The organism is Mycobacterium sp. NGS27 (assembly GCF_059813005.1).
The window spans coordinates 28,430-55,256 of record NZ_JCALDT010000008.1; the positions used below are offsets into that span (position 1 = coordinate 28,430).

Consider the following 26,827-nt stretch of genomic DNA (forward strand, 5'->3'; position numbering starts at 1 on the left):
CGGGACCTGAGAAAAGGAGGGATCGGACGTGCGCGACGAATCGGCGGCTGAGCCGATGGCGACGCTGCTCAACAGCGCGCGCGCCCGCCAGCTGGATGCTGCGGCGCGGAACCGCCTGCACCGCGCCGCGCGCGAGGCCGCACTGCTGTATCCGGACAATCCCGACTTACAGCAGTGCGCGGTCGACGCGGCGATCGACTATCTCAACGACAATGCTGACCTGGACGCTGACGGTGCCGAATGGCATCGCATTCGCGACCAGGAGAAGCGACTCGGTGCCCGAGTCCGCCAACTCGCGGTGATGGCGGTGGCCGACAAGGCTGTCTCGGAACGGCGGGCGGCCAGCGCCATCTTCATCGACCGCATGGCGTTGCGGCGCTGGTCGGGCAAACGGCCCAACAGGCGCCGGAGCGGATCAGCGAAAGCCGCCCGGTGAAGATCCGACACACAAGCATCGCCGCCGCGCGCCGGGGCTTATCGCCGCTGCTGCTCAGCCTCGCCGTAGTGGTCGTCGTGGGCAGCGGCTGCTCGAACCAGGTGACGGGGGTAGCCGTCAAATCCGGCGGCCCGGCGCCCGCGGCGGCCAACGCGGCCCTGCTCGACCCCGGTAACTATCCGCGCCGGCCCCGGCCCCCCTTGGGCAACGTCGCCGATGACGCCGCCGGGCGCCGCGTCGAGGCCCAGCGGATGGCCGACATGGTGGCCGGACCGTGGCAGATCGACGCCACGTTGATCAGCCCGACGAACGCCGAAATCGCGCCCACGACAGCGTTTCCCGAGCCCACACGGCTATCGGCGCTGGTGCGTGGGGATTCGATCGCCGCGATCGCCGCCGCGCATCATTTCGTGGCCGGTTTCGTCAGTGGGCGCGCCACCCCGCCACCTCCACAGGGACAGGCCGGCGCTGACAAGCCCAAGATCCTGGACAACGGGGTGTTTCGGTTCCCCAGCCCCCAAGACGCGACGGATGCGGCTGCGGCGATGGCCGCCGCTGATGTGGGCACCATCCGCCCGGGCAACATCCCAGCGACCCGGCTGGCGATCCCCAACTATCCCAACACGCGGGCCTACGTGGCCCCGCTGTCAGGAGGTTTTGAAGCCTCAGCGTTCAGCGCGCACGGCCTGTACGTGTTTTTCCAGTTCGCCGGATCCAAGGAAAGCTCCGCGGCGGTCGCCGACATGATCGCCAAAACCCTGGATTTGCAAGGCCCGGCCGCTGACCACTTTCAAGCCACCCCAGTCGATCGGCTGGCCAGCTTGCCGGCCGACCCGACCGGTCTGCTGGCCCGCACCGTGCCGGCCACCGACCCCAACGTCAACCAGGGTGGGGTCTACTCCGCGCACGGCTCACTACATTTCCGATCCGACCCGGTTGCCACCCAGGCGATGTACAACGACGCCGGCATTACCCACGTCGCCGTCGACCGCACCACCATCTACGAGGCCGTCGATACCACCGGCGCCCAGCGCGCCGCTGATGGGCTTGCCCGCATCGACGTGCCGTTCCTGGGCTATCACTCCGCCCCCGGCATCAACGGTCTACCCTCAGCGCGCTGCTTTGACCGCGGGCCCGACATCACCGACCTGGGGGCGGTGCGGTTTGTGTGCATCGCCACCGCAGCGCGCTACGCGTTCAAAGCCACTGCGGCCCAAGAGGTTGAGGCCCATCAGATCATGGCTGCCCAATACCTGATGCTGACCGCGCCATGACCGGGCGCATCCGTTCATGGTTGCGCGCCGCGGCCGTCGGAGTCGCGGCGCTGACGGTGGCCTGCAGTACCACGATCGCCGGCAGCGCGGTCAAAGCCCCCGGGGAGGCCAGCCCCGACGGTGTGAATCTGGCGTTGCTCGATGCTGGGAACTTCCCCACCACCCCCCGCGCCCCATTGGGGTTGGCCGGCGACGCGCTGCGCGGCGGCTGGGCCGAAGGGCGCCGCCTGGCCAGCGTGGTGGTGGGCCCGTGGGAGGTCGACGCCGACCTGATCGACTATGCGCAAATCGAATCCGGCGTGGTCAAAGACGTCGATGCGGTCAACGCGCTGCTCGGGGCCCCCCTGGGGGAGGCGCTTAACGGCCACAACTTGCTGGCCGGGTTTTCCAGCGCCCGTCACACCGACAAGGGCCCCTATAAGGACCTGCTGACCACGGTGTTGGAACTGGCCAGCCCGGCTGATGCGAGCGCCGCGATCACCGCGATGGCAGCCAAAGGCGCTGCCCTGACGATGCCCTTTGACACCAAACCCATCCCGACGCAACTGTTTTCGATTCCCCGATACCCAGCTACGACGGCACTGACCTACCAATGGACAGCGCAATACCCCGACCCCGGCCCGCGGTTCTCGGTGACCGCCTTGACCGCACACGGACAATACGTGCTGGCACAAACAGCGACGTCGGCTGACAAACCCGATACGGCTGCCGGGTTGATCGCCACCACACTGGATTTGCAGCAGCTCCTGGTCGACAAATTCAAGCCGACCCCGCCGGATCAGATGGCTCAACTGCCGCTGGACCCCGATGGGTTGATGGCCCACACGGTGGCCCCCCGCCAAGAAAACGAATCGATCAGCGACGGGATCTATGACGCCCATGGGGCGCTGCACCTGGCCACCGGCGACCCCGTCCACTTGGCGGCGATGTTCAAATCCGCTGGCGTGCAACAGGTCTCCTACGTCCTCGAAACCCGCGTCTACCAAACCCCCGACACGGCCTCCGCGGCGCGCCTCGTCGCCGATGAGACCGGGCCCAACCAGGTCGGCGGGATCAGCGGCATGCCCAAGGCGAAATGCTTCAACGAAACCCTGGGCTACTGGTGCGTGGCCCGCGCCGACCGCTACGCATTCGAGATGCAAAACGAACAAGAACACGCTGTGCACCAGATGATGGCCGCCCAATACCGCATGCTGACAGGGAAATGAGCCGCTGAATGCCCCTTGATGTAGGAACTATCATCGCCGGCTACCGCATCGAAGGCGTGCTGGGCCAGGGCGGGATGGGCACAGTGTATCTGGCCCGCCACCCGACGCTGCCCCGCAGCGAGGCGCTGAAAATCCTGTCCGGCGAACTGTGCGGAGACCGCCAATTCAGGGAGCGCTTCATCCGCGAAGCCAACCTGGCCGCGAGCCTGGACCACCCGAACATCGTGCGGGTCTACAACCGAGGCGAAACCGACGGGCACCTGTGGATCGCCATGGAATACGTCAAAGGAACCGCCGCCAACGATTTGGACCGCGCCAACCTCACCCCGGCCCGTATCGTGCGCATCATCACCGACGTCGCCGCCGCACTCGACTACGCCCACTCGCAGCACGTCTTACACCGCGATATCAAACCCGGCAACTTCCTCGTCGCAGCGCCCGGCAGTGAGCGTGAACGAGTGTTATTGGCGGACTTCGGCATTGCACGCGCTCTCGACGATGCCACCGCCCTGACCGCGACGGGCTCGATGGTCGGCACCGCGGCCTACGCCGCGCCGGAGACCATCGAAGGCCGACCCGCCGATCACCGCACCGACATCTACTCGCTGGGGTGTGCCCTGTTTCGGCTGCTTACCAGCCGCACCCCGTATGAGGACCCCTCCAACAAGTCCCTTGAGGCCATATTGGTCGGACACCTGATGCGGCCTGTCCCGCACCCCAGCGACATCAACCCCACCCTGCCACCGCAGATCGACGAGGTGATGGCTCGCGCGCTGGCCAAAAATCCAGCTGATCGTTTCCAGACCGCTGGCGAACTGGCTGCGGCGACTACTGCGGCGCTGACTAACAATCCGGCACCGCCAACCATCACCGGACCTCGTCCATCCCAGCCGACCAATCCCACCCTGACCTACCCACCCACCGGACCTTCCCTACCGGCGGGCTCCGCACCGGTGTGGCCGGCCTATGATCCCCGCGCAGCATCCGCGAATGGAGCGGCGCCGCAGCCGTTCACGGGCGCACCGCCCCCCTCAACCCCGACCGGTCGCCCAACCGAGTCCGGTCCTAAACCCAAGCGCCGCAACCGCACCCGGCTGATCGTGGGAGCAACCATCGTGGTTGCCGCGTTGGTCGCAGCGACAGTGGTGGGCATTCACCTGTTCGGCACCACCAGGACCGGATTGGGCCCATACCAACCGCAGACCCTGAACACCAAATTCGGCACCCTCAAACTCGAGCACCGCCCGATGGCCATCGCCGCGCTCGGAGCTGGCGACCCCGATGCCGTGCTCTCACTCGGCGCCCCTGTAGTGGTGATGAACGCGCCCGGCGCGACCACACCGAGCTGGCTGCAGCCGCTCATCCATTCCACCCCACCGGTCTTCGCCGCCGCCGACACCGCCGCCATCACCGCTGCCAAACCCGACCTCATCATCGACACCGACAACATCGACCAGACCACCTACAACTCGCTGGCCGCGATCGCCCCCACGCTGACCCAACCCGCCGACAACACCCAAGACTGGAACTGGCAGGCCCAACTGAACTGGATCGCCACCGCGCTGGGCCGCACCGACACCGCCAAAACCTTGGTCGACAAGGCGCAGTCCGAGCAGAACCAGATCCGCTCCGAGCATCGAAGTTTCGGCGGCAAATCCATCGTCGCGGTCAACTACACCGGGACCAACACCACCGCGGCGGCGGTCCCATCACCGCCGAGCAGCTACCTGGAAAGCATCGGCTTCCCCTACAACACCCACTACAAACGCGCCCCCGGCGGCCCACCAACCGTCCCGTTCAACATCGACGACGTCGACTACATCGCTCAACGCAGCGACGTCATGCTGCTGCTGCGCACCGACCCGGGCGCCGGCGGCGGCGGATACGGCGGCCTGCCCGCCAAATACAGCAGTTTCGGCGGCACGCTCGTCATCGTCGATGACCCCGCCACCATCGCCGCCCTCAACGCCGGCGGCCCAGCAGCCACCACCTACCTCAACACCGCGCTGGTCACCAAACTTGGCAACCAAATCCACTAAACCGCCAACGAGACACCGCGCGCCGCGTTCAGGCTGCAGCGCACGACGCGTTAAGAACCAGGCCATCGTTGAATCACGCTATCTGTGCAGTCAGGGGAATCCGTATGGCAATGCCAACCGAGGACAACGGAAACCGCGCCACCCTGGTCGACAATGTGGCGCTGCGACAAGCCGTCGCCGCCTTCGCCGCACAACCCAACCAGCGCGGGGCGCTCGAGGTACTCCGTTTGTGCATGGTCGGTGAGGTGCTTTTCGACATCACCGGATCCGATGCATTTACCGGCCAAACACCGTTCGCGGCCGGGTCTCGCCTCCAAATCCGCGGCGGCACAGGCCCCCACGGCAAAGGGTCGGCGCTGTTCGCTTATACCCGTCATGAGGAGATCGCCCGCCTGCACCCGCCGGGTACGCGCACGCAGTCATTGGTGCAGTCGGCTACCGGGGCCCTGGAGCTGGCCCAAAGCCAAGGCAACGACTGGCTCTATATCGACCCCGCCGGCCCCACCTGTGCATTGTCGGCCGCCGAAATCGATTTCGCCTTGCGCAATCCGAATAACGAGCCGCTCAAACGGGCGCTGGCCGATCACGCTGCCGGCAAGATCGACAGGCACACCGTCGTCGACGTGGTGCGCCAGAACGGACCGTTGGCAATCGCCGCCGACGATTCCCAAGGCAACGGGCACATCGCCGTTCGCAACACCACACATCCCGACGGCAGCTCCAGCATCTTCGGCTTCACCAGCGGCCCAGAAGTTCTAGCTTGGAGCCCCGCTGATGCGGCCGGGCCCCTCACGGTCGAACAAGTGGTGAACATGGCTCGCGCGCAAGGCCACAGCGGGATCGTCATCAACCCGGCAGGCCCATACCTGTGGGTCTCGCTGGCCGAAATCACCCAATAAAAAATGAAGAACGCCAACATCTTTCACGCGCCGAGAACCCGGCTCAAGGATGTTGCTGCGAAACGATCGCTCATATTGATCGCGCTGGCGCTTGCCTGGCCGGCGTTGGTCGGTCTGCCCCTGCATGCGACCGCAGCGCCCGATGACATTGATGCACTGATCGACGACAGCGGGCCACTGCCCAAACAGACCCGCGACCTCACGGCACTACCTGATCTGCTGTTCACCACCCCTAGTGGCCTGCTGTGCAAAAAGACCGTGGTCAAGGTGATGCATGACGTGACGTGCGCGGGTGATCTGCCCGGGGCGCCGGCGGGGACCCGGGTGGTGACACTGCCCACGGTCTACGCCCAGGCCAACGGGCCGGCGCGGTTTCTGCCCACCCCGCCCGAACGATTCTTCGGCGACACCACGGGCCAGGCGCCGGTCCTGCTGCCAGCGGGGCACAAAATCGTGTTCTGGGCGTTCTCGAACACCCAATCGCTGGTCTGCGGGGTGCCGCGATCGGCGGATCTGGTGTGCAGGCTCAACGCGCCGAAGGCCATCGGTGCCGACAACAGCGGTCCACAAACCCATGGCTTCGTGATCGCGGCTCCCCACAGTCACGTCTTCTGACGACAGCCAAGACGCGCGCGGCGCCCCGACAGCATCGTTCGCTCACATCGTGATCGGTTATTTGTCTAACAGGTCGGCGATCAGGAGCTCGATTGCGTCGGCGACATCGGGCGTTACGGGACGTTCGGCTTCGGCGTCTTCAAGGGCTGAGGCGGGCAGCCCGGAGCCTATGGCCGCCTCTTCCAGGCTCAGCTCCGCCCGGTGGCGGGCCCCGTAAAGCCGCTGCCCCAACGTCGCCGACGGCGAGGCGGCGGCGCGCATCATCACATCGTTGTAGGTGCGCCGCACACGGCTCAACGCCTTCATGGCCGCAGCGCCCCCAGTGGGCTGGCGCGCAGCAGTCAACGCCAGGCCCTCGAGCCTGCGCAGATCAGCCAGGATCGCAGTGGCTTTGGCGGTGAAGTCCGGGGCGTTCGGTTCAGGCAAGTCCGCGATGGTCACGCTGACGGCTTGCAGAGCGAGCTCGACCGTGCGCGAAATAGTCGGCGCGTGAATGGAGTCGGTCAACACCTCGGTCGCCTCGTCGCTACCAGCCTCAGGGACGGCCGCTGCTGCTAGCTCGCCCTCGCGTCGCTGCGCCTCGATGTACCCGGCGGGCAAGTCCAATTTCTTTTCCAGTTTTGCCAGCGTGCTGGGATGCGGCCAGCTGCGACCCAGCTCGAAATTGATGAGAGCGGACTGGTTATAGATCCCGTCGTTGTCCAGGCCCCGCTGGGAGATCCCCAACTGCTCACGACGCGCACGGACCGCTTGGCCAGCCCGCAGACGCCCCGCCGCGGCGATTTTCTCGGCTCGCGACGGATGCTCGGTCTGAGCTGACCCCAGTGCCTGGGTCGACTCATCCTGAGTCACGTCGGTGGTAAGGGTCACGGCCACCCCATCTGGGGTCCCGAGGTGCAGGGTCGTGGTAGCGGTAATGGGTACCGGGGTGCGGCGTTCTCCGTCGACGAACATTCCGTTGGTGCTGACATCGACGGCGTACCAACCATCGGGGTGGGGTTCGAGGACAACATGGCGCCGTGAAACCCGCTCATCATCGATGTCGACCGCCGCCTCAGGATCTCTGCCGATGAATACCGCGCCCGCGGCGGCGTGAAGAGTGTGCGTCGCGCGACCGACCCGCACAATTAGCGCGGGCGTCGTCACTGGGCTGGCAATCAATCGTCGCTCCCTTTCCCGGTTGAGGCACTGATGCTCTGCTGTTAAACAAAGCGCTCGGCTAAATGCTACCTCATCCGAACCGTAAAGGTGGGCTAGAAAGCACAGCGCCGCTGTCGAGGGCCTGCGGCGTTCTGCGATTCTCGCGTCGTGCGTACCGATGGGCGACTCACCACATTAATCCAGGTAGACACCCTAGAGTGAGCTGCTGACGCGGTTGCTTCACCGGGCCCATGACTCGCAAGCGGGACGGCCCCACAAGCGTGCTGTGGTTTCTAAACCATTGCGCTATGGGGACTGCTTGGGTTACTGTTCGGGCACGATGCCATTGCGGCCCTCGGCCACGCACAGAGAAAGGTCGCCGATGCAACACCCACAGCAGCCGCCCCTGGCGCCACCGCGCCACCCGTACGCGCCGGGGATGCCGCCGGTCGCTCCCCAGGGCTTCTACGAACCGCCTATCCAGCCACTGCCCCGCCCACAAGCCTTCCCGATGACGCCCCAGGCCGGCCCCTTCCCCTACCCGCATCCTCACCTACCACCAGGCGCGAACCCCTGGGCACCAACCGCCTTCACGGCCCGTAGTCCCCGAGTTGGCCTGCGCGGCAAACACCTTCCGCTCTACCTGGGCGGCGCGCTCACCGCGATCACCGCGGCGGTGCTCTTCGCGGGATTCGTAGCACCCGGTTTTCTCGTCACCAAACAACTCGACGTCCGCGCTGTCGCAGCCGGCGTCACGCACGTCTTGTCCGATCCGAACGGTTACGCCGCCAAGAACGTCAGCGACGTCACCTGCAACGACGGCCACAACCCCACCATTCTCAAGGGAGCCACCTTCACCTGCCAGGCCACCATTGACCACATCAAACACCAGTTCACGGTCACCTTCACCGACGACGCGGGTGGCTACGAGGTCAGCGCCCCGAAGGGAACAAAAATCTGACCATGCGCTTGGACGACATGGGCCAGCCGGCACGAATCCACTGCGGCCAGGCGCCAAAGCCGCCTAACCGCAACCTGTTAGGGGCGTGCCTAGCGCTGCTGGCGATGGTGGTGCTGGCGCTGGTGATCCTGCTGTTGTTCAACGAGTTGAGCAGCCCGGTGTTCGGGGTCAAACTCGAAGAGGGCTATTTCCCCGACAATTCCGCGACGATCGTGCATTCCGCACGAATCGGGGTCCTCACTTCGACCGGGTTGATCGTCGTCGCGACTGGCCTGGCCGCGAGCGCCGTGGCCGTACGCCCGCACCCATTTCTCCAGGTGGTCGCCGTGCTGACCCTGGTGTCCCTGATCCCGCTGCTACTGCTGCTCTTGTTCTGCTACGCCCTTGCCTTCTAAACCTCCTCGGGAGGACAGGAATTCTCCGTCCCGAAGCGCCGCGAGTTTCGTGCGATTGCAGATGGGATCAGATCGTCCCACCGGGATCCATTGCCCATCCTGGCGGGCTGCCATCCGCGCGGTGTCAGCGGGAGAGCTCGACGAGTTCTCCGCTGATTTCCCACCGCGAGCCGATGGGTTCAACGGCCAGCAGCTCACCGGCCACACACCAATCGTCTCCAGGGCTCCACTGGACACCCCCGGCACCGAAAGGCTTGACAAGCCGCGGCACAGCGCCGAGCACGCCGCGTCGTTGATCAAGCAGGTGCGCCTCGATTTCGGCGGCATCGGCCGCCAGCATTGTCGCAAGCCGCGCCACAACTTCAGCAAGCACGGTCGCGTCTGCATGGGTGGCGAACACCGAGATGACGCCATCGAAAATGCCTTTTACCAAACCAGCACCCCACACCGGTGGTCGACCCCCGCGCGGCGGCCGGACCCGGACTCTGACACCAAAAGGTGTATGGGGCGTGCATTCTGGCTCGAATACCTTCACCGGCCCGCGCGCGAGCGCTAGCCACACTTGTTCCAGCTTCTTCTCGCCAGAGAACGCGCCCAGGTCCGTCCAGTCGAACGACGCCAGCAGTCGGCCCTGCCGCCAGTCGGTGAAGGAGGCCGACCGCGGTGCCAGCGCATAGCGGTAGCAGAACGGATACTCGCCACCATCCGGAGGGGCTGGCACGACAGCACCGTGCTCGAAGCGAATCCCGTTACACCCAGCGATCGCAAACGAGCCAATGTTGTAGAGCAACAGGTTTTCCACGTCAGCACCGTCGGGCTTTGCTCCGAAAAACGTGGCGTGCAGCACCTGGCCATCCGAGGGTTTGAGCTGCCTGCAGCGAGCCTGAATCTCGCTGCTTAGGTTCTTCTGGCGGACACGCCGGTCCCCAGACTGGATGTAGGCATCTGCCCAGGCCTCGACGACCGCACGCCCCGGCAATGGCCCGTGGACCACGCTGCGACCCTCATACTCACGGCGTGGGCCTGTTCGCCGGCTCCGCCCTGTCGTGGTGGATTCCAGGTTTCGCGGGCCCGAGTGGCAGATCGCGCACACCGCAAGCGGCTCCCCCAGCTCTTTGATCGCCCACCGCTCGAGTTCGGCCGAATGCTGCGCACAGACCTTCACGTACGGTCCGGTCCAGCTGCCGGCGCGTGGGTTCGTCCCGTTGATCGTTCGGCACCTGGCACGGTGCACACGGGCGCCGGTGGCAGTGTGGCTGCGCGCAATGTTGATCACGAAGCCATCCGGGTGGTCAGTCAGCCAGGCTTGATAGCCCGCATCATCGTCGCGAAACTCCCGTGCACTCATCCCCAGACCTTCATCGTGCCCTGCGGGTCTGCACCCCGAGCCATCACCCGTGTCATCATTCCCACTGCCGCTGTGCTGCAGAGGGTTTCGTAGCATGCGCTGACTTCCCCGTGAAACTCCCGCCGCCGCAGGGGCGCAGTTCTGGCCGGTTATGAGTGGCGGGTGATGTTGTCATTGATCACGCGAGCAAGTGATGCGCCCGTGGTGATGGTGTTTTGCCCGCACGCGCGCACATCCACCACGACGTTGCGCCGCACACCCATCGCGCGCTCGCACTCACTGCCTTGGTGTTCGCTCGCCCCGGCGGGCAGCAACACCGTGCTGGCGATGCCGTCGGTCTCGCTGATGATCGTGATCGTGGCGTGGTCATCGGGTTGGCCGTTGGTGAAGGAAACGGTGACGCCGGTCAGTCGGCACCCTCGCCACGCCGAGAGCTGTTGGGTGTAAAACTGTTGCGCGGCAGCCTCATCGGAGAACGCCGCCACCGCCTGAATCACCTTGTGGCGTCCCGGACTGGCCTCCATCAGTCCTTGGACCGCGACGCCGGTATACCCCGACCCGGTGTAGGTGCTTGCCAACGCCGGGGCCACGGCGCTGGCGCACTTGGCCGGGTCTATCGACACGTCTGAGGCAAGCGACGTCGCCACCTCACGCGGTCGCATCTGCACGTCGTGGAGTACATTGCCGACCTGGTCGGCAGATGCCAGCAGGCTCGGCAGCGCTGCGATGTCTAGCGCCGGCGCCGCCGGCGAAGCGCTCGGTGACGGTGTCGGCGGCGCCGGCCTACTCGAGCTCGAGGCAGGTGCCCGCGTCGATGACGGCGCCGCCGAGTTCGACGTCGTCGTCGAATCGTTGCCGCCCACCACCACCAGCGTGATCACCACTACCGTGATCACGGCGGTGATCGCACCGGCAACCCACCAGGGCCAACGCCGGCGCCGCCGCGGCGGCGGGTATCCGATGGGCGGCATGCCCGGACCGCCCACTGGGTAGGGATACGGCGGCCCACTCGGTGGCCCCTGCCAGTGTGGTGGGGCTTGAGGCGGCTGCCAGGCCGGGCCGGGTTGCGGGAAGGATCCTCCCCCCGGCGTCGGTGGCGGCGCTGGTGGGCGCTGCGGGAGGTTCATCGTCGGCTCATCGCCCTGCCCGGGCCCCCAATCGGTGCTCATTGCTCTAACCCTGCCTCAATACGGTGAAATCCTCAGTGGGATTGCGGATCCAATGCCTCGTCGGCGAGCGGCTGTCGTCGCACCGTGTCGCTGCTCGCTCACCGGGCCCGCATTGATCCAGCACCTGCGTGCGGCTCTGTTCAGGCGTCGGTGAAACGTTGGTAGCACAGGTCGTCGTTGCTGTTGACGACCCCGGAGCGAAATGCGGTGATCCGGGTAAACCCCGCCGGCACGGTCTGCCCGTTGACGTCGCTGGCCACCAGGTGGTTGGTCAACAGCCCGGCAACAGCTTTGTCGAGGTCCCCGGCAGTCAGGGTCAGCGCATTGCCCGACGGCACCGACACCGTGCCAGCCATTTTGCGGTGCGCCAGGCCGGTAAGGCAGGCGGTCCGCAATGCGCTCACCGGTGAATCGAGCTTGAGGCCGCGTTCGTGTTGCACCGCAAGGACATACCGCGACATCACCACCGACATCGCGGTGTCATCACCCTGGATCAGCACATGACCGGACTGCTCATTACCGGGCGCACCCATCTTTTGGAGCTGGGCGAGATCGACAGCGATGGTGTTGGTGGCCGGGCAGTATGAGGCGGGCGGGCTGGCTTGGGCGTCAGCGCAGCCGGCGGCGGTATAGGACAGCTGCGGGGGGCTTTTCAGGGCGAAGATCGCCCCAAGGGTGTCCATCAGCGACGACAGGGTTTGCTCGGTGATCGGCACTTCCCCGGTCTCTAAGCGACCGGATTGGTCGTAGGTCAACGCGATCGGCAAATCCCCGCGACGCTGCTTGACCTCGTTGTCGTCGATCGCGGCACACGCCGAGGCGCCTGAGACAAAACCCATCTGGAAAGCACTGACACGGTCGAGCGCGGTGCCGTGGCCTTCTTCGATCAGCTCCCGATCGTCGGGGGTAAGGATCGGGTCACGCAGGGTGATCAGGCCGGCCAGTACATGGTCGAGCCCGTCACCGGTACTGAGGGTGAAGCGCGTCGACTTGCCTTCGGCAACCCAGCGCATGTAGACACCGCCAAAGCAGTCCGCCTGCTGTTCTAGCACGATCGTCGAGGTGCCGCGGGGGGCGATGTTGGCCATGTCCTGAATGGCGTGACCATACTCGTGAGCGAAGATGCCTGTGACCGGCATCGATCCGAAATATGTTTTGCCGGTGGGGATAAGCACCCCGCGGTCCCAGGCGATCAGGTTGCAGCGCGGCGAGAACAACGCGTTGATCAGTTTGTAGGTTCGGTGATGGCATACGGCAGGGCTGGCCGGATCCTCGGAGTCGTAGGAGACGAGTTCGTCGACGGGCTTGAATTCGCCTTTGAAAAATTTGCTGTAGTTGGAGCGCCAGAAACTTTGAATGTCGTTGACCGACAACAGCACCAAAGTGTCGTCCTCACCATGGTCGGTGTTTTCCACTGTGCCGGTGGGTTGGGGTGCGTCGCTGCGAGGTCCGCTTGGGCCGTCGACCGCCAGCAGGCCCCCGACGTGGAAAGGGTCGTAGAGCATCGAGGCACCGTGTCCTTTGATGATGGTGGTGCACCCCGCGGCGGCGACGGCGATCATCGCGACGACGCTGACCGCCGTCGCCGCAGCGACCGCACCGCGCAGTCGGCTAGTCACGAGGCAACCTTATCGTCGCAAGATCCGCGCGCGCCCCGTTCTGTGTGGCCCATGCGCGGGCCGCACAGAACAGCACATGCGTGCTAGTATGTGCGTATGAACGGTTCGGCGGCGCCCGCGTTGGGTGCCCTATTGGCCAAGCACCGGATTGACCTCTCGGTGGAGGAGGTTCTCAACGAGCTAGATTCCGCGTTTGCGGCGATCCCGGGAGCAACCACGCTGTCGAAGACGGAGGTGGACTTTCTTCGCACCCACGCCGAACCCAGCGCCGAGGCAGTCATCGAGACATGGTCGGCCGACGATGAGCGCCAGGCCCGCGCCCGTGTTGCGTTGCGGCAACTCACCGGCGCGCTTTCTGGATCGGTCAGCATCAAAGAAGCCGCCGCGATCTTGGGTGTCGATCGGTCGCGCGTGTCACGGCGGATCACCGGAAAAGCGCTATGGGCCTTCGATCTTCAGGGAAGCCGACGCATCCCCCGCTGGCAGTTCCTCGGGAAGGAGCTGCTTCCGGGCTTGGACGTAATCGTGCCTGCGATACCACGCGACGCTACCCCCGCGGTCCTGGATGCGTTCATGCACACCGCGCAGCCCGACTTTGACAACCGCACGCCGATCGAGCATCTGGCCGCCGGCGGTGACGCCGAGTTGGTCGCCGGCTTCCTCGAGGATCTCGGACGCTGGTGAGCCCCCAGCCCAAACCGAAAGCGCCTCGAACACCTCCCGCGCAGCTCGTCCAAGAACCGCAAGACAGCATCGACTACACCGGCACGCTATGGCGGGTCCACCGCACCGCCGGCGAGCACGTGCTGCCTTGGAACCAACTGCGCACCTACGGGCCGCTGCCATCGATGCGGTGGGACCCCCACCCGGGCCCTTCACCTGGCGCACGCAGCGAAGGTGTGCTGTATGCCGCAGCCGATCTCGCAACCAGCCTGGCCGAGGTCTACCAAACAACGCGCGTGATCGACACCCGCGCAGGCACTCCGACCCTGACCGCCTGGCACCCCCAGCGGCCACTGCACCTGCTCGACTTGTCCACAACTTGGCTGCTGCGCAACAGCGCCTCGACCGCACTACTGGCCGCGCCACGCTCGGTATGCCGGCGCTGGGCCCGTGCTATCTACACGACTTGGCCTGACCTGGACGGGCTCTACGTCCCGTCGACGATGACCGGGCGGCCCAACATTGTGCTGTGGACCGCGGCCGCCGACTCTATCCCGATGATGCCGGCGTTCTCACGCCCGCTCGCGCACCCGCTCGTCTGGTCGATCACGCAAGCAGCAGCTGGCGAGATTGGCTACACGATCTTATGACCATGGCCTCCGATGATGAGCCCGTCCAGCCGGGGCCAGTGACACCCGAGGGCGCTATCACCGTTCACACGATGGGCGTCCACTACCGGTGGCAAATTCCTGAGGTGGTCCGCCAGCAACTGCGGCTCGCACATAGCCTGCGCGAGGATCTGGTCACCTTGCAACTGGCCTATGACGAAGACATCAAGGCGATCTGGTCGTCGTATCCGACGGTAGCGGCCGCTGAAGCTCACGTCGCGGCGACCGAAGCGGAGGCCATCGCGGCCAACGAGGCACTGAAGGCTGCCCGCTCCGCAGCCAGAGGCAAACGCGTGAACACCGCGATCACCGAGCGACTACACGACGCCAGGACCGCACTCAAAGCCGCACGCCACGCCCGCCGGGAAGCGATCGCCGACGTGAGGCAAGACGCCGCGCAGCGCCGCCGCGACCGCGGCGCACAACTGGCGGCCGAGCAGAAAGCCCTCTACCGCACCTACTGCCAACACGGCGACCCGACGCTGTTCTGGGCGACGTTCAACAGCGTCATGGACGAACATAAGGCGGCGGTGCGCCGAATCCAGCAACAGCGCGCCCAAGGCCGCCCAGCTGCGCTGCGCCACCACCGCTTTGACGGCACCGGCACCCTCGCGGTCCAACTGCAGCGAACCGCCGGCGCGCCGCCACGGACTCCGATGCTGCTCGCCGATCCCGCCGGGCGCTACCATAACGTCCTGCACCTGCCGTGGGTTGACCCCGACCAGTGGGCATCCATGACCCGCGCCGAGCAGCGCCACGCAGGACGCATTACGGTGCGGATGCGATGCGGATCCCTTGGGGGCCAACCACAGTGGATTGACTTGCCGGTCCAAGCCCACCGCTGGCTGCCCCAAGACGCCGATATCACCCGCGCCAAACTCACCGTCACCCGACTCGGCGCCGATCTGCGGGCGCGGCTTTCGATCACCGCGCGGCTCCCCCATCCGACTGTCCCCCGCCGCGGCGATCTCCCCACCCTGGCCATACATTTGGGCTGGCATGCCATCGATGAGGGTGTCGTGGTCGCGCATTGGCGCTCAGACCGACCAGTGGCGATCCCATCCGAACTGGCCGACGTGATCGTGCCCATCGTCGAGGGAATCTCGGGCCGCATCATCGCGCCCGGCTCCGTCGGGACCCGGCTAGAGCGCTACGCCGAGATCGCCTCGGCTCGTGATGCGGCATTGAACGACATCCGGGACCGGCTGAGCACGTGGCTTGCCGACCAGGGGCCGCGGCCGCATCCGATCCGGCCCGACGAACAGATCACCGCCGCCGATGCTGCGCGGTGGCGCTCCCCCGCTCGATTCGCCGCCCTCGCGCTCGCCTGGCGCGGCTCCGACCTCGAGATCGCCCAACCGCTTGAAGCGTGGCGGCGGGCCGACAAACTGTTATGGCAACAGCAAGCGCACGGCCGTGCACGAGCCCTCGGCCACCGCACGGACTTGTGGCGGCGGGTTGCAAGCGCGCTGGTCAGCCAGTGCGGGCGCCTAGTCGTCGATGACACCAATATCTCCGCCGTGATACGAAACACCATGGAGCACACTAGGATTCCTGCCGACCTACAGCGCCAAATCGATCGCCGCCGCGATCATGCAGCGCCTGGCGCTCTGCGGTCGAGCATGGTCGCCGCAGCGACCCGCGACGGCGTCCCGGTGATAGTGGTGCCCGCTGCGGGGTTGAGCCGAATCCACGCCGGCTGTGGATATGAGAACCGGGTAGAGAGCCGACGGCGGCGCCGCAAGATCATTTGCGCCGGGTGCGGTCGCACCTATGACCCCGATCTTTCAGCGACGGCGCTGATGCTCGCTCGAGCGGCGCAACCACCGGTGCAGCCTTGACCCGCCGGCCTAGCGTGCCACTGGCTACAATGACTCACGAGGACTTCGCCCAGCGATCCGGGCCCAAAGGATCGACGGGTCATTCCACGGTTGCCCACGGACTGACAAACAGAGCCCAGCGATCCGGGCCCAAAGGATCGACTCCTTCTCCGGTTGGCAGGCACCCTGCAACGGATATCGCCCAGCGACGCGCTGCCGCGCATTTCAGAGGCGCGGAAGATTCCTGGTGTCCCGCAGTCAGATTCGTGCCGGATAGCGACGGCTCTCATTGCTGCTGTCGGTACCGCTGATCGTCGCGGCGCTCGGCTACGAGAGGTAGCGCCACATCGCGCACGTTTCCAGCAGCGGCTTAACCAAGTCCACAACCTCGCCGTAGCTCATGGAGACGTTTCGCATCGTGCGGTTGCCGCCCAACTGGGGCAGGTAGGGCCGCGGCTCTGCGCCGTTGAGCCGGTCAAGCAGCGCACCGGCCATCTTTTCGACGACTGGCCAGGCTTGTTCTAGTTGGCCCGACCAGTACGGCTCGTTGTCGGGAATGCTTGGGACGACCTGGATTAGACCCGCATAGCAGGCGCCGTCACTGTCAGCCCCGAAGTCGAATTTCTCAGCGACGGTCTGGCGAAATGACTTACCGTCTTCGTCCGTGTCGTCCACTGCGTGCGCTGGCTTACCCCACTGCAAGCGGGCCTCTGCCCACGGGCCCGCGTAATAGATGAACGCGGCCTGCACCGGGTGATCGCTTGATATCAGTACCTTGCTGTTGCCCCCGGACGGACCTCCGTCGATCGTGCCCATGGTGACGGCCATCCGGTCATCAAGTAGCCCGTTGTTCGCAGTCATCAGCGCAGCGACGGTGTGGGCCGCCTCGTGGTGCGCGACCGCAGTCTTATCGGCCATGCCGCGCAGACTACAGACACATACGGTCGGCCCCGGGGAGCCGACCGGTTAGTCGGGTCGGCCCACTTCGTAGTTGCCGTTGTTGTCCAAGAACGTCACGGTGACCTGCCGAGGGGTGCCGTCGACGCTAACCCGGCAGGTGAAACTGGCGCCCTGCCTCACAGGAACATTCGCGCCGTCATTGCATTTGACGTCGGAAACGTTCTTGTCGCCGTAGCCGGTGACCTCGTCGGTCAGTACGCCTTGGACCTCCGCTTCGGCAGCCCCGATGTCGAGTTTCTTGGTGGTTAGGAAGCTGGGCTTGGACAAACCGATAGCCACACCCGTCGCCAGGAGCGCGCCAGCCAGTCCCAGGCCACCCCACAACAGGGCCTTAGACCGCTGAGGGCGCCTGGGGCGTGCGGGTGCAACCGGGCCGTAGGGCGCGGCGGCGTAAGGCCCGGGCGGCGGGAAGCTGTACTGGCTGGCCGGCCCATAGTGCAGTGGTTGGGGAACGAAACCCGGCTGGGGAACCGCCGGTGCTGATGCGTTCTGGGGCGCAGCAGGCGGATAGCCCGGTGTAGGGGCAGGCCTCGGATGCTGCGGCGGCGCCGCCGTTGGCGGAGGCCCAGATGGCGGACTGGCTTCCTGGTTCGGGGTCGGCTGCCAGTTCCCGAGTTGTCCGTACTGTCCGTCGGAAGCGGCCTGGACAGGCCTACCTCGTCGGCTGTCATCTGCGACGTCGGCGTCTTCACTGCGTCGCGGCTCGAGCGACGGGGGCGCCACCATTGTGCGCTCAGGGTCGTCAACCAACTGCTGAGGGTTGGGCACCACGACGGTGCATTCTTCGTCGTCGTGCGAGTGCCCGCGGGGCACGACCACCGTGCGCTCCGGATCATCATGCGGTGCGACCAGGCGGGATTCTTCGCCGCCTTCTCGCGCCAATGACCCCGAGGCGCTGGTGGTCTCCCCGTCCTCCGGACTGTTCATCATCACTCCCTCGCCTGGCTCATGATGTTACGCAAAGGTGCGTCGCGCAGCTCCTTGCCGGGCAAGGTCGAGTAGAAGCGGGAGGTGCCGGGATCCGCAGCTGCCGTCCTCTCACCGGTCGTCGCCGCATGCGGCGACCGCGCTCGCGACCCGCGTCGGGCCGAGGCTGGTGGCCACCCCGCCCAATGGCCGCCCCTGGTGTGCTCAAATACGGGTATGTGGGGACGATTCCGCTGAGCAAGGGCGACTCCATGGATCCCTACGAGCAAGCGCTACTTTGGACGCGGGCCCAGCTGGGCATCGTCGTCACTGCTGAGGAACGGATGCACCTGGTCGCGATCAGCGATCACGTCGTAACCGATTGCATCGGCAAGCAAGTCGAAACGCTCACCGCTCGTGGCGGCGCGGTGTTTTGGTTCGGCCATACCGGCCGAAATGCGCCGGTTAATCGCATGGCGACACTCAATCTCTTTGCCGCTGCGACGATGTCGGCATTCACCCTGCCCTTGCTGCGTGGCCCGGTCTTGATCACGGGGGCCGATCCGCGCGGCAACCCGAGCGGGCTTTCAGGCTCTCAATTCCAGCTCCTGAAATCTGGGCCGGGCGCGAACTGGCGGCAAAGACTCATCTTCCGGCTTCGTGAGCGCCGGATGGATTGACCTATCCGCTCGGGTAAGGTCAGGGCGGACTTTCGGCTTTTGCCGATCGGGGCCCACGCACCGGCCGATTCCCAGATGAAGTTGCACTAGTACGGCTGCAGCAGTTACGGCTTGACGTTTCCCAGCATTGCGGTGGCCACCCGTTTGGCATCGGGGACAGCCCATGCAGGATCCCGCGGCCATCCCTGATCGGGGTCGTAGTTTGAAGCGATCTTCGGGACCTGGCAGCTGCGCGTTTCGACGATGACGTTCCCGTGGGCTCCCATTGCCTGCTGGCATGCATCTGGCCCGTTCTCCCCACTATTTGTGGCCATGGAAACGGTGATGAGGTCTCCTTGCCGCTGCACTGGGCCCAAGACATAACCGGCGCCGTTCTCGAAGCCCAGGGAGGCATCGACTTCACTTTTCGCACAGGTATTCCATTGAGCCTGCGCCGAATTCAAGAAGTCCTGGGCGTCTTTCGCGGAGGGATACACCGCTGCGGTTTGTTCGATGAGGTGCGGGCCCGGCGAACCGAGGTACACGTGGCCAATGGTTTGAGTTTTGATTTCGGTGGGCTGGGAGGGGGCATAGACGTCATGCTCACCGGTGAACACCACGCCAACACATGATCGTGGCGTGACTTGGCTTGAATGATCCGACATCCCGTACGACGACGATTCAATGGCAAGGCCGCCGCCCCCATCACCGGCGGGAGTGCTGGCGACGGTCACTCCGAGCACCTTGCTCAGCTGGTCAGCAGTCAGCAACACTTGATCGATCGCCTTTGGCGAGAATAACGGCTGCGTTGGTGACGTCGGCGATCCACTGACTGATCCGACGCGATCAGATCCATCGAGGAGCATCACGCCGTTCACCAACACCACTTTGAGCCAACGGGTTTCGGTACTTGATGTTCCGTCTGGTCGGACGTACTTGAGTTCGGCAACCACGCTGCTGGCGTCGCGGGGGCTGACCGAAAGAACGGTCACCGACTGTATTGTCGCCCAGAAATCAACGAATTCACGTTGCCCTGTTTGGTTTTGGTACTTGCTATCGAGTTTTGTCCACGCGTCTGTGGGATGAGCTGGGAGCTCCCCGTAATAGCTGGTGACGAAATCCCGCATGTTCTCGAACGTGACCGGTGACGCAGCCGGCGCCGCGGTAGTTGCGGTGCTCCGCGCGGATTGGTCGTGCGAGGACTGCCGCATCAGCAACGCGGCCGCGCTGATTGAAGCGCCCACAAGAACAGCGACGGTGACGGCTACGGCTACCCGCCGTCGCCGCGATGGCCCGGCCTCGGCATCGACCGAAGGGGTAGCCCGCGGCGCTGACACGGTAGGAGCCGACGGTGTTGAGGCACTGGCAGAATCGAGTTGTTCGGCCAGGGCGTGCACGAAATCGGAGCAACGTTCGAAGCGGTCTTCGGGACGTTTGGCGAGACCGACGGCCAGCACGGGGTCGAATTTGGCAAGTGCCGGTCGCAGGTCAGCCAGAGCTGGTGGAGGCACATTGAGGTGACGGCTGATGACAACCGCGGGGTTTGAATTGTGGAAGAGCTGCGAGCCGCAGAACAGATGGTAAGCCGTGGCAGCCAGTGCGTATTGGTCCGCACGACCATCGAGGTCTTCGCCGAGTAACTGCTCCGGTGCACAGTAGGCCACCGTGCCCACCGTCATGTTGGTCTTCGTCAGCCCGCTGATGTCGTCGACGTTACGAGCTATCCCGAAGTCGGTCAGCAGGATTCGTTGCTCACCCTTGTCGTCGAGATGGGTGAGCATGATGTTGGCTGGCTTGACGTCTCGGTGGAGCAAAGCTTGCTTGTGGGCGTGGTCTAGCGCGCTGGCGACGCCGCTTACGATGCGGACGACGTCTTCGGGGGGCATTCCAGCGGGGTATCGATCGGCCAGGAGCCGGGCAGCGTCCAGTCCGTCGACGAAGTCCATCGAGATCCAGAGTTGACCATCTTCTTCCCCGCGGTCGTGGACACCGACGATGTGGGGGTGCCACAGCGTCGACGCGAGATCGGCTTCGCGGTTGAAGCGGGCCCGGAATTCGTCGTCGGCCGACCACTCGCGAGGTAGCAGCTTGAGGGCATCTCGGCGCGGTAACCGTGGGTGTTGGGCGAGATACACCTCGCCCATTCCGCCCGACCCAAGCAAGCGAATGATGGTGTACCCGGCGAACGTCTGGCCGGTCGTCAATGGCATAGCGTTGACGTCCTCCCCGCAGTCATTGCGGGCCGGCCAGCTGTGGTTTCACGGCTCCTGAGAGTAATGAGCCGCCGTCGGTCCCGACGGGAGAATCCAAGAACTGAGTAATCGGGGACCCCGGGGCTCAGCTCGCGGCTGTCGGCGGCCGAGGTCCGACCGCTGCGAAAAACGGTTCACGCCGGCGCTCAGATGTCAGGGGCGGTCGTGCGGCTGTTGAGGTAAGTCGCGGTGGCCACCAGCACGGTGTAGCTGGCGATGTTCACCGAAACCAGCAACGCAATAGGGGCTCCGTGGAACGCCGCCGTCAGCGCGAGAGTAAGGCCGTAGCTGGTGCCGCCGGATAGTGCCAGGCCGATCAGCCAGCCCAGTGCCTGATTTGAGGGGGATCCGACTGCCACCACTAGCAGTTCCGACAGGTGGGGGTGGCGGTCTAGGAAGGCTTGGGCCGCACCAGTTCTGCGCCCGTTTTGGACTGCGGTTCGTCGTTGCCGTTCCCAGGAGGCGGCCAGGTGTATGCCGGCTGCGAAAAACAGCAGGGCCCCGGCGCCGGCTGCGATGACCGCTGCTGTCGGTAGAGGGCCGTGCTGGCGATGGGGGCCGAAGAGGGCATCGAGGGCCGTGAACGCGAGCACGTAGAGCGGCATCAACCAGATCAGTACGCGGGTCATGCCCAGGTAGCCGTGGCTTGGGTTCTGGTCTGCATTCGTCCACATCTAACACAGTTGTGTGCCATTTCAGCGCGCCTTGAGCCTTGCGCCAATGACACCGAGGCGTGTCAGAATCCGGGCTGTGCCGGATTGGACTTATGTGCCGCTTCGTCGGCCTGCGGCGTTGTTGCTCGGTGAGCGCCTCAGCCAGGTTTGGGCACTGCGGTTGCTCGCTGCATTGATTCGCTACACCGGCGGGCGACGCTGGATTCCTCTGGTGTTCGATCACCCGGCTGTGCCGGCGCAGTGGGCCGGCCGGTTCGGCGCCTCGGTCCCACCCCGGATCGCGTGGGAGGCCATCGCGGTTCTTCCTGTGCAAGGCGCCTCGGTAATCGAGATTAACCCGGTCGGTGTCGATGATGTCGCGACCGTGCGTCGCGCGGCGGCCGGCCGCCGGTGCCGGGTCACCGTGGTGGCCGACAACGCGCAAACATGTGCAGCGATCGCCGGCGACGTCGACGCCGTCAGCGTCGGCGATCCGGACGGCCCCGTTGTGCGGTTGAGCGGCGCGGATTTGGCGCCGGCGGTGTCTGCGCTCACCGATGCGTCGACGACGGTGCTGGCCCGGCCCTCAGTGCTACTCGAGGCGGGGCCGGGCTGGTTCAACCGGGTAATTGAAGCGGCTACCCCCACCTCGCCGGTGCCGTCGTCGCGCTGCAGCCTCGCCGCGGGTCCGCGCCGCTGGCCCGATTGGTTCTGGGCCTCGCTGACCGGGCTGGGGTTGATCGTGGCCGGCTTGGGTGCGGGCGTGGTCGCGTTGGGCCCGGTGCTACTGGGCTATGACCGCGCCTATCTGGGTGCAACGGTGGCCGATCTGCATCGGCTCAACCCACATCTGGTCGGCTTTTTGCAGCATGATCGAATCACCATGGCCGCCAACATGATCGGCATCGGGATCCTCTATCTCGGCGTGGCTGCGGCGATGCGCCAAGGCTACCGGTGGGCGCGTCGTGTTCTGCTGATTTCGGGTGTGGTTGTCTTCGGCAGCTACTTCTATTTCCTTGGCACCGGCGGGTTCGTGGAACCGTTGCACACGGTGGTCGTCGTCGTGTTATTCCCGACGCTGGTGATGGCGGTGTGCCGGCGGGCGACCGGGGCGCATTGGGCGCCGGTGGTCGAAGGGCCTGAGGCGCAGCGCCGCCGGGCGCTATTCGGGCAGCTGTTGATGGTCGGCGTCGGCGCAGGCCTAACGGTGGCCGGCGTGGTCATCTCCGTCGTCGGATTCACCTCGGTGTTTGTGCCCACCGACCTCGGCTTCATGGGCACCTGCGCCCATCATCTGCAGGCGGCTGACGCGCATCTGCTGCCGTTCATCGCCCATGATCGGGCGGGCTTCGGCGGCGCCCTGATCGGGGCGGGGCTGGCGGTCCTGTTGATCAGCACGTGGGGTTGGCGTCGGGGCCAGCGCGCGGTGTGGTGGACTCTGCTGTTGGGATGTGCGTGCGCGACCGCGCCGGTCCTTATCGTCCACTTCGCCATCGGCTACACCGATTTCATGCACCTGCTGCCGGTCTACGTTCTCGTCGCCGCGGCTAGCGTGGCGCTCGCCTTGTCGAAGAGCTACCTGACCGCGCGGCAGGATCTCGAATCGACCAATCCGGTTGAGGGCACCGCGCGCAGCCGAAAAGGCGTTGCCGGCTAACCGGTGCTGGACCATCATGGTTGGGCAAACTGTGAAGGAGTAGCTGTGAAATTGGCAGAGGCGTTGTCGCTGCGGGCGGATGCGGTCCGCAAGATCGAACAGTTGCGCACCCGCATCGTGAGCAACGCCCGCTACCAGGAGGGCGAAGAACCAGCCGAGGATGCTGCCGCCTTGCTCGCCGAAGTCGACGGCGTCATCGACGAGTATCAAATCCTCATCCAGCGGATCAACCGTACGAACGCCGCCACGACGATCGGCTCGGACGGCACGCTGACCGACGCGTTGGGCCGCCGCGACGCGCTGCGGTGGCGCCACCATGTTCTGACCAGCGCAGCGGACGCGGCCGCCGGGAAGAATCAGCAGGGCTACACGCGGCAATTGCGCTCAGAGCTCAAGATGCTGTCTGCGGTGGCGGTCGCTGATCTGCGGGCCCGGGCCGATCAGGTTGCCCGCGACCTCCGTGAGCTCGACGTGCGGATCCAACGATCGAACTGGGAGGTCGACCTACAGGAGTGACAGGACCCCGAGGTGTAGCAGGTAGTCGTCGCGGAGGCGTGCACAAGCCTTGACCGGCGGGCCAAGCCCGGTCTCTGCTGGCGCACGAAGGGCAGTGCGGGGGATTCGATTTCCCCTTTCACATCGCAGCCCAGCATCGCGCACAGGTGACAGGGCACGGCACACAGCACATCACCACGTGCAGATCCGGGACGATGAGGGCGGGCATGGGGCATACACCTCGCGGTAGGCCGCCACCAGGGTCTCGCAGAACACTCTCGTCGAGGCGCAGAACACGCCAGCCGCTCGTGGCATGTCGTGCCCGCGAACAGGATTGGGCCTGCCGTGGCCTCAGTTCTTAGTGAGGGTTGCTGGGACCACGGCGACACCCGGAGGCTGCGCGCACGGTAAGGAGTTGGTGGCGGTCCCCGTCAATGTTTGGGCGTCAAGCGAGTAGCTGATGTTGGAGGGCTCCGCGGCGCAGTCGGCGGGCAGTTTCCGCGTTGCCTGCCATGTGTGTTCGACAAGGTGTAACTCAGCCGTCCAGCCCAGTGAGGACTGCACATGAGCGCAACCAGGCCCGCATGCATTGATCTCCCAGACCGTCTTGGACACGACGCCTCCCGCGCGTGGCTGACCGTCAACGGGTGAGTCGCGCGCCGTCAGTGGTGAACGTGTAGCTTCCGTTCAGCGCTGGTATGGGCTCCTTGGTGGATGGCGCCAGGGTCGGCGCCGACGACGAAGGATGGGACGAACATGCGGTCAAGCAGACCGCGGCGAATGCGGCCCACCCCCACCGTGGCCCGCTGGCAATGCGCATCGAAAGCTCTTTCCGGGCAGGGGGTTTGACCGACGAGTCGAGCCTATCGCACAGCTGTTGGGTCGGAAGGGTCATGCACCATCCAGATCGGGTCAAACCCTGAGACGCTTGCCCGCTCAGGGAGCCAACCATGCGGATCACGACCACGAGCCCAGGTGGCTTTTCGAAGACCACACGCGAAAAAACTCCTCAGCGCGCAGCGCGTGGGATCCGACGGCGTCACCCGCGAATCCACCGGTGCGGCCGGATGCATCCCGCTGCCCACGGGCGACAGTCTGACCTACGCCAACAACGTGGTCCAGCACCTGCGCAGTCGATACCGCCAGCACGCGCTGCACCGTCACCAGCAACCACAGCGTCGGCACCAGCACCACCAAGAGCTTCGTGTCGTCATGAAACTCGGCTACTTTGATTGCTGCAAGATTCACGCGTCTTGAGAGATCGAGGTCGAAGGGTGTCGCAGCCGAACCCGCAGCCACTACCGGGCGGTTATCCTCCTAGCGCCGGGGGCGCGAGACCCGGTTATCTGCCGCCAGCGTCGCCGGGTTATCCAGCGCCCTCAAGCTCGGCTCCGGCGGCATATCCACCGCCGCCAGTGGAGCCGACGTTTCAGGTGCGCACGTTCAAACACACTGGCGCTGTGATGTTGTGGCTGAATCAGCCGTGCATCACCACCGGTAGCTATGCGCAGTGCGAGGCCGCGATCGATGCTGCTCAACAGCACTGCATGCTGGCCGGTTGGTGGAGCATGGGCTCGCTGGTGTGGAATCCGATCTCGTTGGCGCGAAACGCGCGCGCCCGCACGGTGCTGCGCCGCCAAGCCGGTCAAGTTCACGACTACGCGCTATGGTGGGCGACTTACCAAGCAGGCGGCCGCCACATCCATGTATGGGCGCCTCCACCCACCCGTCCGGCGTACACCAAATGGTGGATGTGGCTGCCGCTCATTATGATTCCACTGATTGTCGCACTGATTGTGGCCATAGCAACCAGCAAGGAAAGCCACCGCAGCCCCACCAGGCCCACTCAGAATCCTTTGACAACAATCACGTTGCCCACGTTGGCGCCCAAAGCTACGCAGTCCGCTTCGCGCTGACCTTCCGGCGAGCAAGACACTGGTTCAGGCCGCGCCCACTCGTCGTCGACGGCGTCGTTGTCGCCTGTACGCACGGCGGGTCAAACGCCAGTTCGGGCAGTCAGGAAGCCACTGCGCATAGGCGTCAGGTCGGTAGGGATCTGCCAGCCCGTATGCCTCGAGCGTGACGACAGCACCGGCGTGATGCTGGCGTTCACTGACTGGCTCAGCGGCCACCGCCACCGCCATTGAGCGCGGCGCGGGGGCCCCGGCCTGGGTCGCTGCGACGGGGGGCGCCGTCCCTGATGGCAAGTCGATCGCCGATGAGTCGATCGAGCTCTGACGCCGCATGCCAAAGAGCGGCTGACTCAAGGCTTCGGCGGAGGCGCGTTTGATTCGAGTCCGCGCGGCGAAGCGCCTGAACAGGACCACTTGCTAAGCCTAACCGGCGCTCTGGTCGGAGGCCGGGTGCACTATTCCCAGGTCAGCGGCCAGCGTGGCGAGGTCGACCGGGGGCGCGTCTGCCATCCAGGCTTGTGTACGGCCGGCAGCAAGATAGCGCGGTGCGGGGTGGACTCGCCATGCTTGTTGACGGACCATCACGGCGTGGGCCAGGACTTGGGCGTGGAATCGTGTCGGCACCGTCCGGCTGGCCACTAGCGTTCCCCGGCGTCGCAGTTCCCCTAATGCCCGTGTGCTGGCGTTGGTGACGGCGACTTGCAGCCAGGGCTTGGCGTGAATGGCGATGATGGCCACGGTGTGCGGGTCGAGCCAGCCTTGTTCGCGCCAGGGCGGCAGGATTGCGCTCTCGTCCTCGATCGATGCGAGCGCATTGAGCGCGTATCGATACTGCTGGTCGTTGCGCCGCTCGACATCGGCGGGACCGCGTTGCAGTTGGGCGATCCGATGTTTCGGGATGGCCATGCGCCGAGATGGCGGGTGTCGCTTGGAGATCCAGCGGCGAACGGTGGAGGGTGTGACACCGGCATACGCGGCGACCGCCGCCGCGTCGACGGTGTTCCGGTTGGTGGCGCCGTAACAGTCGAGCAGCATGTCGATGAGTCTTTTGCGGCTCCACCGGGGGCCAGCGTTGGGT

Annotated in this window: 26 protein-coding genes; 16 read left to right on the top strand and 10 right to left on the bottom strand. The window is 65.5% G+C overall.

The features are described from left to right. Positions 1–28: 28 nt before the first annotated feature. The 6 genes from AC5Y30_RS20890 (at position 29) to AC5Y30_RS20915 (ending at position 6,471) form a co-directional block, all read left to right on the top strand. Positions 29–436, top strand: a complete 408-nt coding sequence (locus tag AC5Y30_RS20890) for a hypothetical protein (protein ID WP_036473556.1) — start codon at positions 29–31, stop codon at positions 434–436. Further along, on the top strand, positions 433–1,710 hold the full coding sequence (locus tag AC5Y30_RS20895; protein WP_231122303.1) for a DUF7373 family lipoprotein: 1,278 nt from the start codon (positions 433–435) through the stop codon (positions 1,708–1,710). The genes AC5Y30_RS20890 and AC5Y30_RS20895 overlap by 4 nt, the downstream gene beginning before the upstream one ends. After that, positions 1,707–2,918, top strand: coding sequence for a DUF7373 family lipoprotein (locus AC5Y30_RS20900; RefSeq protein WP_036473554.1), 1,212 nt, complete (start codon positions 1,707–1,709; stop codon positions 2,916–2,918). The genes AC5Y30_RS20895 and AC5Y30_RS20900 overlap by 4 nt, the downstream gene beginning before the upstream one ends. A gap of 8 nt (positions 2,919–2,926) precedes the next feature. Continuing rightward, entirely contained in the window at positions 2,927–4,957 is a 2,031-nt protein-coding gene (locus tag AC5Y30_RS20905) for a serine/threonine-protein kinase (RefSeq protein ID WP_036473551.1), read from the top strand. 104 nt (positions 4,958–5,061) lie between these two features. Then, positions 5,062–5,856 (top strand): SseB family protein, encoded by a 795-nt coding sequence (locus AC5Y30_RS20910; RefSeq protein ID WP_232232243.1) that lies wholly within the window; start codon positions 5,062–5,064, stop codon positions 5,854–5,856. A 3-nt stretch (positions 5,857–5,859) separates the two neighbouring features. Next, the gene (locus AC5Y30_RS20915; protein ID WP_231122301.1) at positions 5,860–6,471 is read left to right on the top strand and encodes a hypothetical protein; all 612 of its coding nucleotides are present in this window, start codon (positions 5,860–5,862) and stop codon (positions 6,469–6,471) included. Between the two features lie 57 nt (positions 6,472–6,528). Here AC5Y30_RS20915 and AC5Y30_RS20920 read toward each other — a convergent pair whose 3' ends face one another. Next, entirely contained in the window at positions 6,529–7,617 is a 1,089-nt protein-coding gene (locus tag AC5Y30_RS20920) for an FHA domain-containing protein (protein ID WP_051641688.1), read from the bottom strand. Between the two features lie 376 nt (positions 7,618–7,993). On the opposite strand from AC5Y30_RS20920, the gene AC5Y30_RS20925 reads away from it, so the two are divergent. Continuing rightward, positions 7,994–8,572 (top strand): DUF4333 domain-containing protein, encoded by a 579-nt coding sequence (locus tag AC5Y30_RS20925; RefSeq protein ID WP_231122300.1) that lies wholly within the window; start codon positions 7,994–7,996, stop codon positions 8,570–8,572. Positions 8,573–8,574: 2 nt separating this feature from the next. Continuing rightward, complete coding sequence (locus tag AC5Y30_RS20930; RefSeq protein ID WP_036473545.1) at positions 8,575–8,967, top strand: hypothetical protein; 393 nt, start codon at positions 8,575–8,577, stop codon at positions 8,965–8,967. 124 nt (positions 8,968–9,091) lie between these two features. Here the strand turns inward: AC5Y30_RS20930 and AC5Y30_RS20935 are convergent, their stop codons facing one another. Together AC5Y30_RS20935 and AC5Y30_RS20940 are read right to left on the bottom strand one after the other, a co-directional pair. Beyond that, a complete protein-coding gene (locus AC5Y30_RS20935; RefSeq protein ID WP_051641686.1) occupies positions 9,092–10,315 on the bottom strand; it encodes a hypothetical protein in 1,224 nt (407 codons plus the stop codon). A gap of 149 nt (positions 10,316–10,464) precedes the next feature. Next, the gene (locus AC5Y30_RS20940) at positions 10,465–11,043 is read right to left on the bottom strand and encodes a sensor domain-containing protein (protein ID WP_255359027.1); all 579 of its coding nucleotides are present in this window, start codon (positions 11,041–11,043) and stop codon (positions 10,465–10,467) included. On the opposite strand from AC5Y30_RS20940, the gene AC5Y30_RS20945 reads away from it, so the two are divergent. After that, positions 11,042–11,308, top strand: coding sequence for a hypothetical protein (locus AC5Y30_RS20945; protein WP_036473540.1), 267 nt, complete (start codon positions 11,042–11,044; stop codon positions 11,306–11,308). The two genes, AC5Y30_RS20940 and AC5Y30_RS20945, sit on opposite strands and share 2 nt — an antisense overlap. Before the next feature lie 316 nt (positions 11,309–11,624). On the opposite strand, the gene AC5Y30_RS20950 is transcribed toward AC5Y30_RS20945, so the two are convergent. After that, entirely contained in the window at positions 11,625–13,046 is a 1,422-nt protein-coding gene (locus tag AC5Y30_RS20950) for a neutral zinc metallopeptidase (RefSeq protein ID WP_051641723.1), read from the bottom strand. Positions 13,047–13,199: 153 nt separating this feature from the next. On the opposite strand from AC5Y30_RS20950, the gene AC5Y30_RS20955 reads away from it, so the two are divergent. From AC5Y30_RS20955 to AC5Y30_RS20965, 3 genes are read left to right on the top strand one after another with little or no spacing between them, the layout of a single operon-like run. Next, on the top strand, positions 13,200–13,787 hold the full coding sequence (locus AC5Y30_RS20955; protein WP_036473535.1) for a helix-turn-helix domain-containing protein: 588 nt from the start codon (positions 13,200–13,202) through the stop codon (positions 13,785–13,787). Next, positions 13,784–14,416, top strand: coding sequence for an RES family NAD+ phosphorylase (locus tag AC5Y30_RS20960; protein ID WP_036473533.1), 633 nt, complete (start codon positions 13,784–13,786; stop codon positions 14,414–14,416). Before AC5Y30_RS20955 ends, AC5Y30_RS20960 begins: the two co-directional genes overlap by 4 nt. Before the next feature lie 2 nt (positions 14,417–14,418). Continuing rightward, entirely contained in the window at positions 14,419–16,275 is a 1,857-nt protein-coding gene (locus tag AC5Y30_RS20965) for a hypothetical protein (protein ID WP_036473531.1), read from the top strand. 306 nt (positions 16,276–16,581) lie between these two features. On the opposite strand, the gene AC5Y30_RS20970 is transcribed toward AC5Y30_RS20965, so the two are convergent. Both AC5Y30_RS20970 and AC5Y30_RS20975 read right to left on the bottom strand, forming a co-directional pair. Next, on the bottom strand, positions 16,582–17,172 hold the full coding sequence (locus AC5Y30_RS20970; protein WP_036473529.1) for a hypothetical protein: 591 nt from the start codon (positions 17,170–17,172) through the stop codon (positions 16,582–16,584). A 48-nt stretch (positions 17,173–17,220) separates the two neighbouring features. Continuing rightward, a complete protein-coding gene (locus AC5Y30_RS20975; RefSeq protein WP_232232242.1) occupies positions 17,221–18,141 on the bottom strand; it encodes a DUF4333 domain-containing protein in 921 nt (306 codons plus the stop codon). A 251-nt stretch (positions 18,142–18,392) separates the two neighbouring features. Between AC5Y30_RS20975 and AC5Y30_RS20980 the strand changes: the two genes are divergently transcribed. After that, positions 18,393–18,800: a hypothetical protein gene (locus AC5Y30_RS20980; protein WP_139813798.1), complete on the top strand. Its 408-nt coding sequence runs from the start codon at positions 18,393–18,395 to the stop codon at positions 18,798–18,800. Between the two features lie 104 nt (positions 18,801–18,904). Here the strand turns inward: AC5Y30_RS20980 and AC5Y30_RS20985 are convergent, their stop codons facing one another. Next, positions 18,905–20,989 (bottom strand): serine/threonine-protein kinase PknH/PknJ, encoded by a 2,085-nt coding sequence (locus AC5Y30_RS20985; protein ID WP_231122297.1) that lies wholly within the window; start codon positions 20,987–20,989, stop codon positions 18,905–18,907. Positions 20,990–21,177: 188 nt separating this feature from the next. Then, positions 21,178–21,705 carry a hypothetical protein gene (locus tag AC5Y30_RS20990; RefSeq protein WP_083063902.1) on the bottom strand — a complete coding sequence of 176 codons (528 nt, stop codon included), beginning with the start codon at positions 21,703–21,705 and terminating at the stop codon, positions 21,178–21,180. A gap of 76 nt (positions 21,706–21,781) precedes the next feature. Between AC5Y30_RS20990 and AC5Y30_RS20995 the strand changes: the two genes are divergently transcribed. After that, positions 21,782–23,341, top strand: coding sequence for a hypothetical protein (locus AC5Y30_RS20995; protein WP_036473515.1), 1,560 nt, complete (start codon positions 21,782–21,784; stop codon positions 23,339–23,341). Between the two features lie 45 nt (positions 23,342–23,386). Then, positions 23,387–23,857 (top strand): DIP1984 family protein, encoded by a 471-nt coding sequence (locus AC5Y30_RS21000; protein WP_036473513.1) that lies wholly within the window; start codon positions 23,387–23,389, stop codon positions 23,855–23,857. A 936-nt stretch (positions 23,858–24,793) separates the two neighbouring features. On the opposite strand, the gene AC5Y30_RS21005 is transcribed toward AC5Y30_RS21000, so the two are convergent. Next, entirely contained in the window at positions 24,794–25,135 is a 342-nt protein-coding gene (locus AC5Y30_RS21005; RefSeq protein ID WP_139813797.1) for a hypothetical protein, read from the bottom strand. 161 nt (positions 25,136–25,296) lie between these two features. Between AC5Y30_RS21005 and AC5Y30_RS21010 the strand changes: the two genes are divergently transcribed. Continuing rightward, complete coding sequence (locus AC5Y30_RS21010; RefSeq protein WP_139813796.1) at positions 25,297–25,752, top strand: hypothetical protein; 456 nt, start codon at positions 25,297–25,299, stop codon at positions 25,750–25,752. Positions 25,753–26,172: 420 nt separating this feature from the next. On the opposite strand, the gene AC5Y30_RS21015 is transcribed toward AC5Y30_RS21010, so the two are convergent. Then, on the bottom strand, positions 26,173–26,784 hold the full coding sequence (locus tag AC5Y30_RS21015; protein WP_232232241.1) for a hypothetical protein: 612 nt from the start codon (positions 26,782–26,784) through the stop codon (positions 26,173–26,175). Positions 26,785–26,827: the final 43 nt, after the last annotated feature.

Bases quoted from the DNA above. Each gene is read 5' to 3' on its own strand.
- AC5Y30_RS20900 (WP_036473554.1), top strand. From the start codon at position 1,707: ATGACCGGGCGCATCCGTTCATGGTTGCGCGCCGCGGCCGTCGGAGTC.
- AC5Y30_RS20905 (WP_036473551.1), top strand. From the start codon at position 2,927: ATGCCCCTTGATGTAGGAACTATCATCGCCGGCTACCGCATCGAAGGC.
- AC5Y30_RS20910 (WP_232232243.1), top strand. From the start codon at position 5,062: ATGGCAATGCCAACCGAGGACAACGGAAACCGCGCCACCCTGGTCGAC.
- AC5Y30_RS20915 (WP_231122301.1), top strand. From the start codon at position 5,860: ATGAAGAACGCCAACATCTTTCACGCGCCGAGAACCCGGCTCAAGGAT.
- AC5Y30_RS20925 (WP_231122300.1), top strand. From the start codon at position 7,994: ATGCAACACCCACAGCAGCCGCCCCTGGCGCCACCGCGCCACCCGTAC.
- AC5Y30_RS20930 (WP_036473545.1), top strand. From the start codon at position 8,575: ATGCGCTTGGACGACATGGGCCAGCCGGCACGAATCCACTGCGGCCAG.
- AC5Y30_RS20935 (WP_051641686.1), bottom strand. From the start codon at position 10,315: ATGAGTGCACGGGAGTTTCGCGACGATGATGCGGGCTATCAAGCCTGG.
- AC5Y30_RS20945 (WP_036473540.1), top strand. From the start codon at position 11,042: ATGTCTAGCGCCGGCGCCGCCGGCGAAGCGCTCGGTGACGGTGTCGGC.
- AC5Y30_RS20950 (WP_051641723.1), bottom strand. From the start codon at position 13,046: ATGATCGCCGTCGCCGCCGCGGGGTGCACCACCATCATCAAAGGACAC.
- AC5Y30_RS20955 (WP_036473535.1), top strand. From the start codon at position 13,200: ATGAACGGTTCGGCGGCGCCCGCGTTGGGTGCCCTATTGGCCAAGCAC.
- AC5Y30_RS20965 (WP_036473531.1), top strand. From the start codon at position 14,419: ATGGCCTCCGATGATGAGCCCGTCCAGCCGGGGCCAGTGACACCCGAG.
- AC5Y30_RS20970 (WP_036473529.1), bottom strand. From the start codon at position 17,172: ATGGCCGATAAGACTGCGGTCGCGCACCACGAGGCGGCCCACACCGTC.
- AC5Y30_RS20975 (WP_232232242.1), bottom strand. From the start codon at position 18,141: ATGAACAGTCCGGAGGACGGGGAGACCACCAGCGCCTCGGGGTCATTG.
- AC5Y30_RS20980 (WP_139813798.1), top strand. From the start codon at position 18,393: ATGGATCCCTACGAGCAAGCGCTACTTTGGACGCGGGCCCAGCTGGGC.
- AC5Y30_RS20985 (WP_231122297.1), bottom strand. From the start codon at position 20,989: ATGCCATTGACGACCGGCCAGACGTTCGCCGGGTACACCATCATTCGC.
- AC5Y30_RS20990 (WP_083063902.1), bottom strand. From the start codon at position 21,705: ATGTGGACGAATGCAGACCAGAACCCAAGCCACGGCTACCTGGGCATG.
- AC5Y30_RS21015 (WP_232232241.1), bottom strand. From the start codon at position 26,784: ATGCTGCTCGACTGTTACGGCGCCACCAACCGGAACACCGTCGACGCG.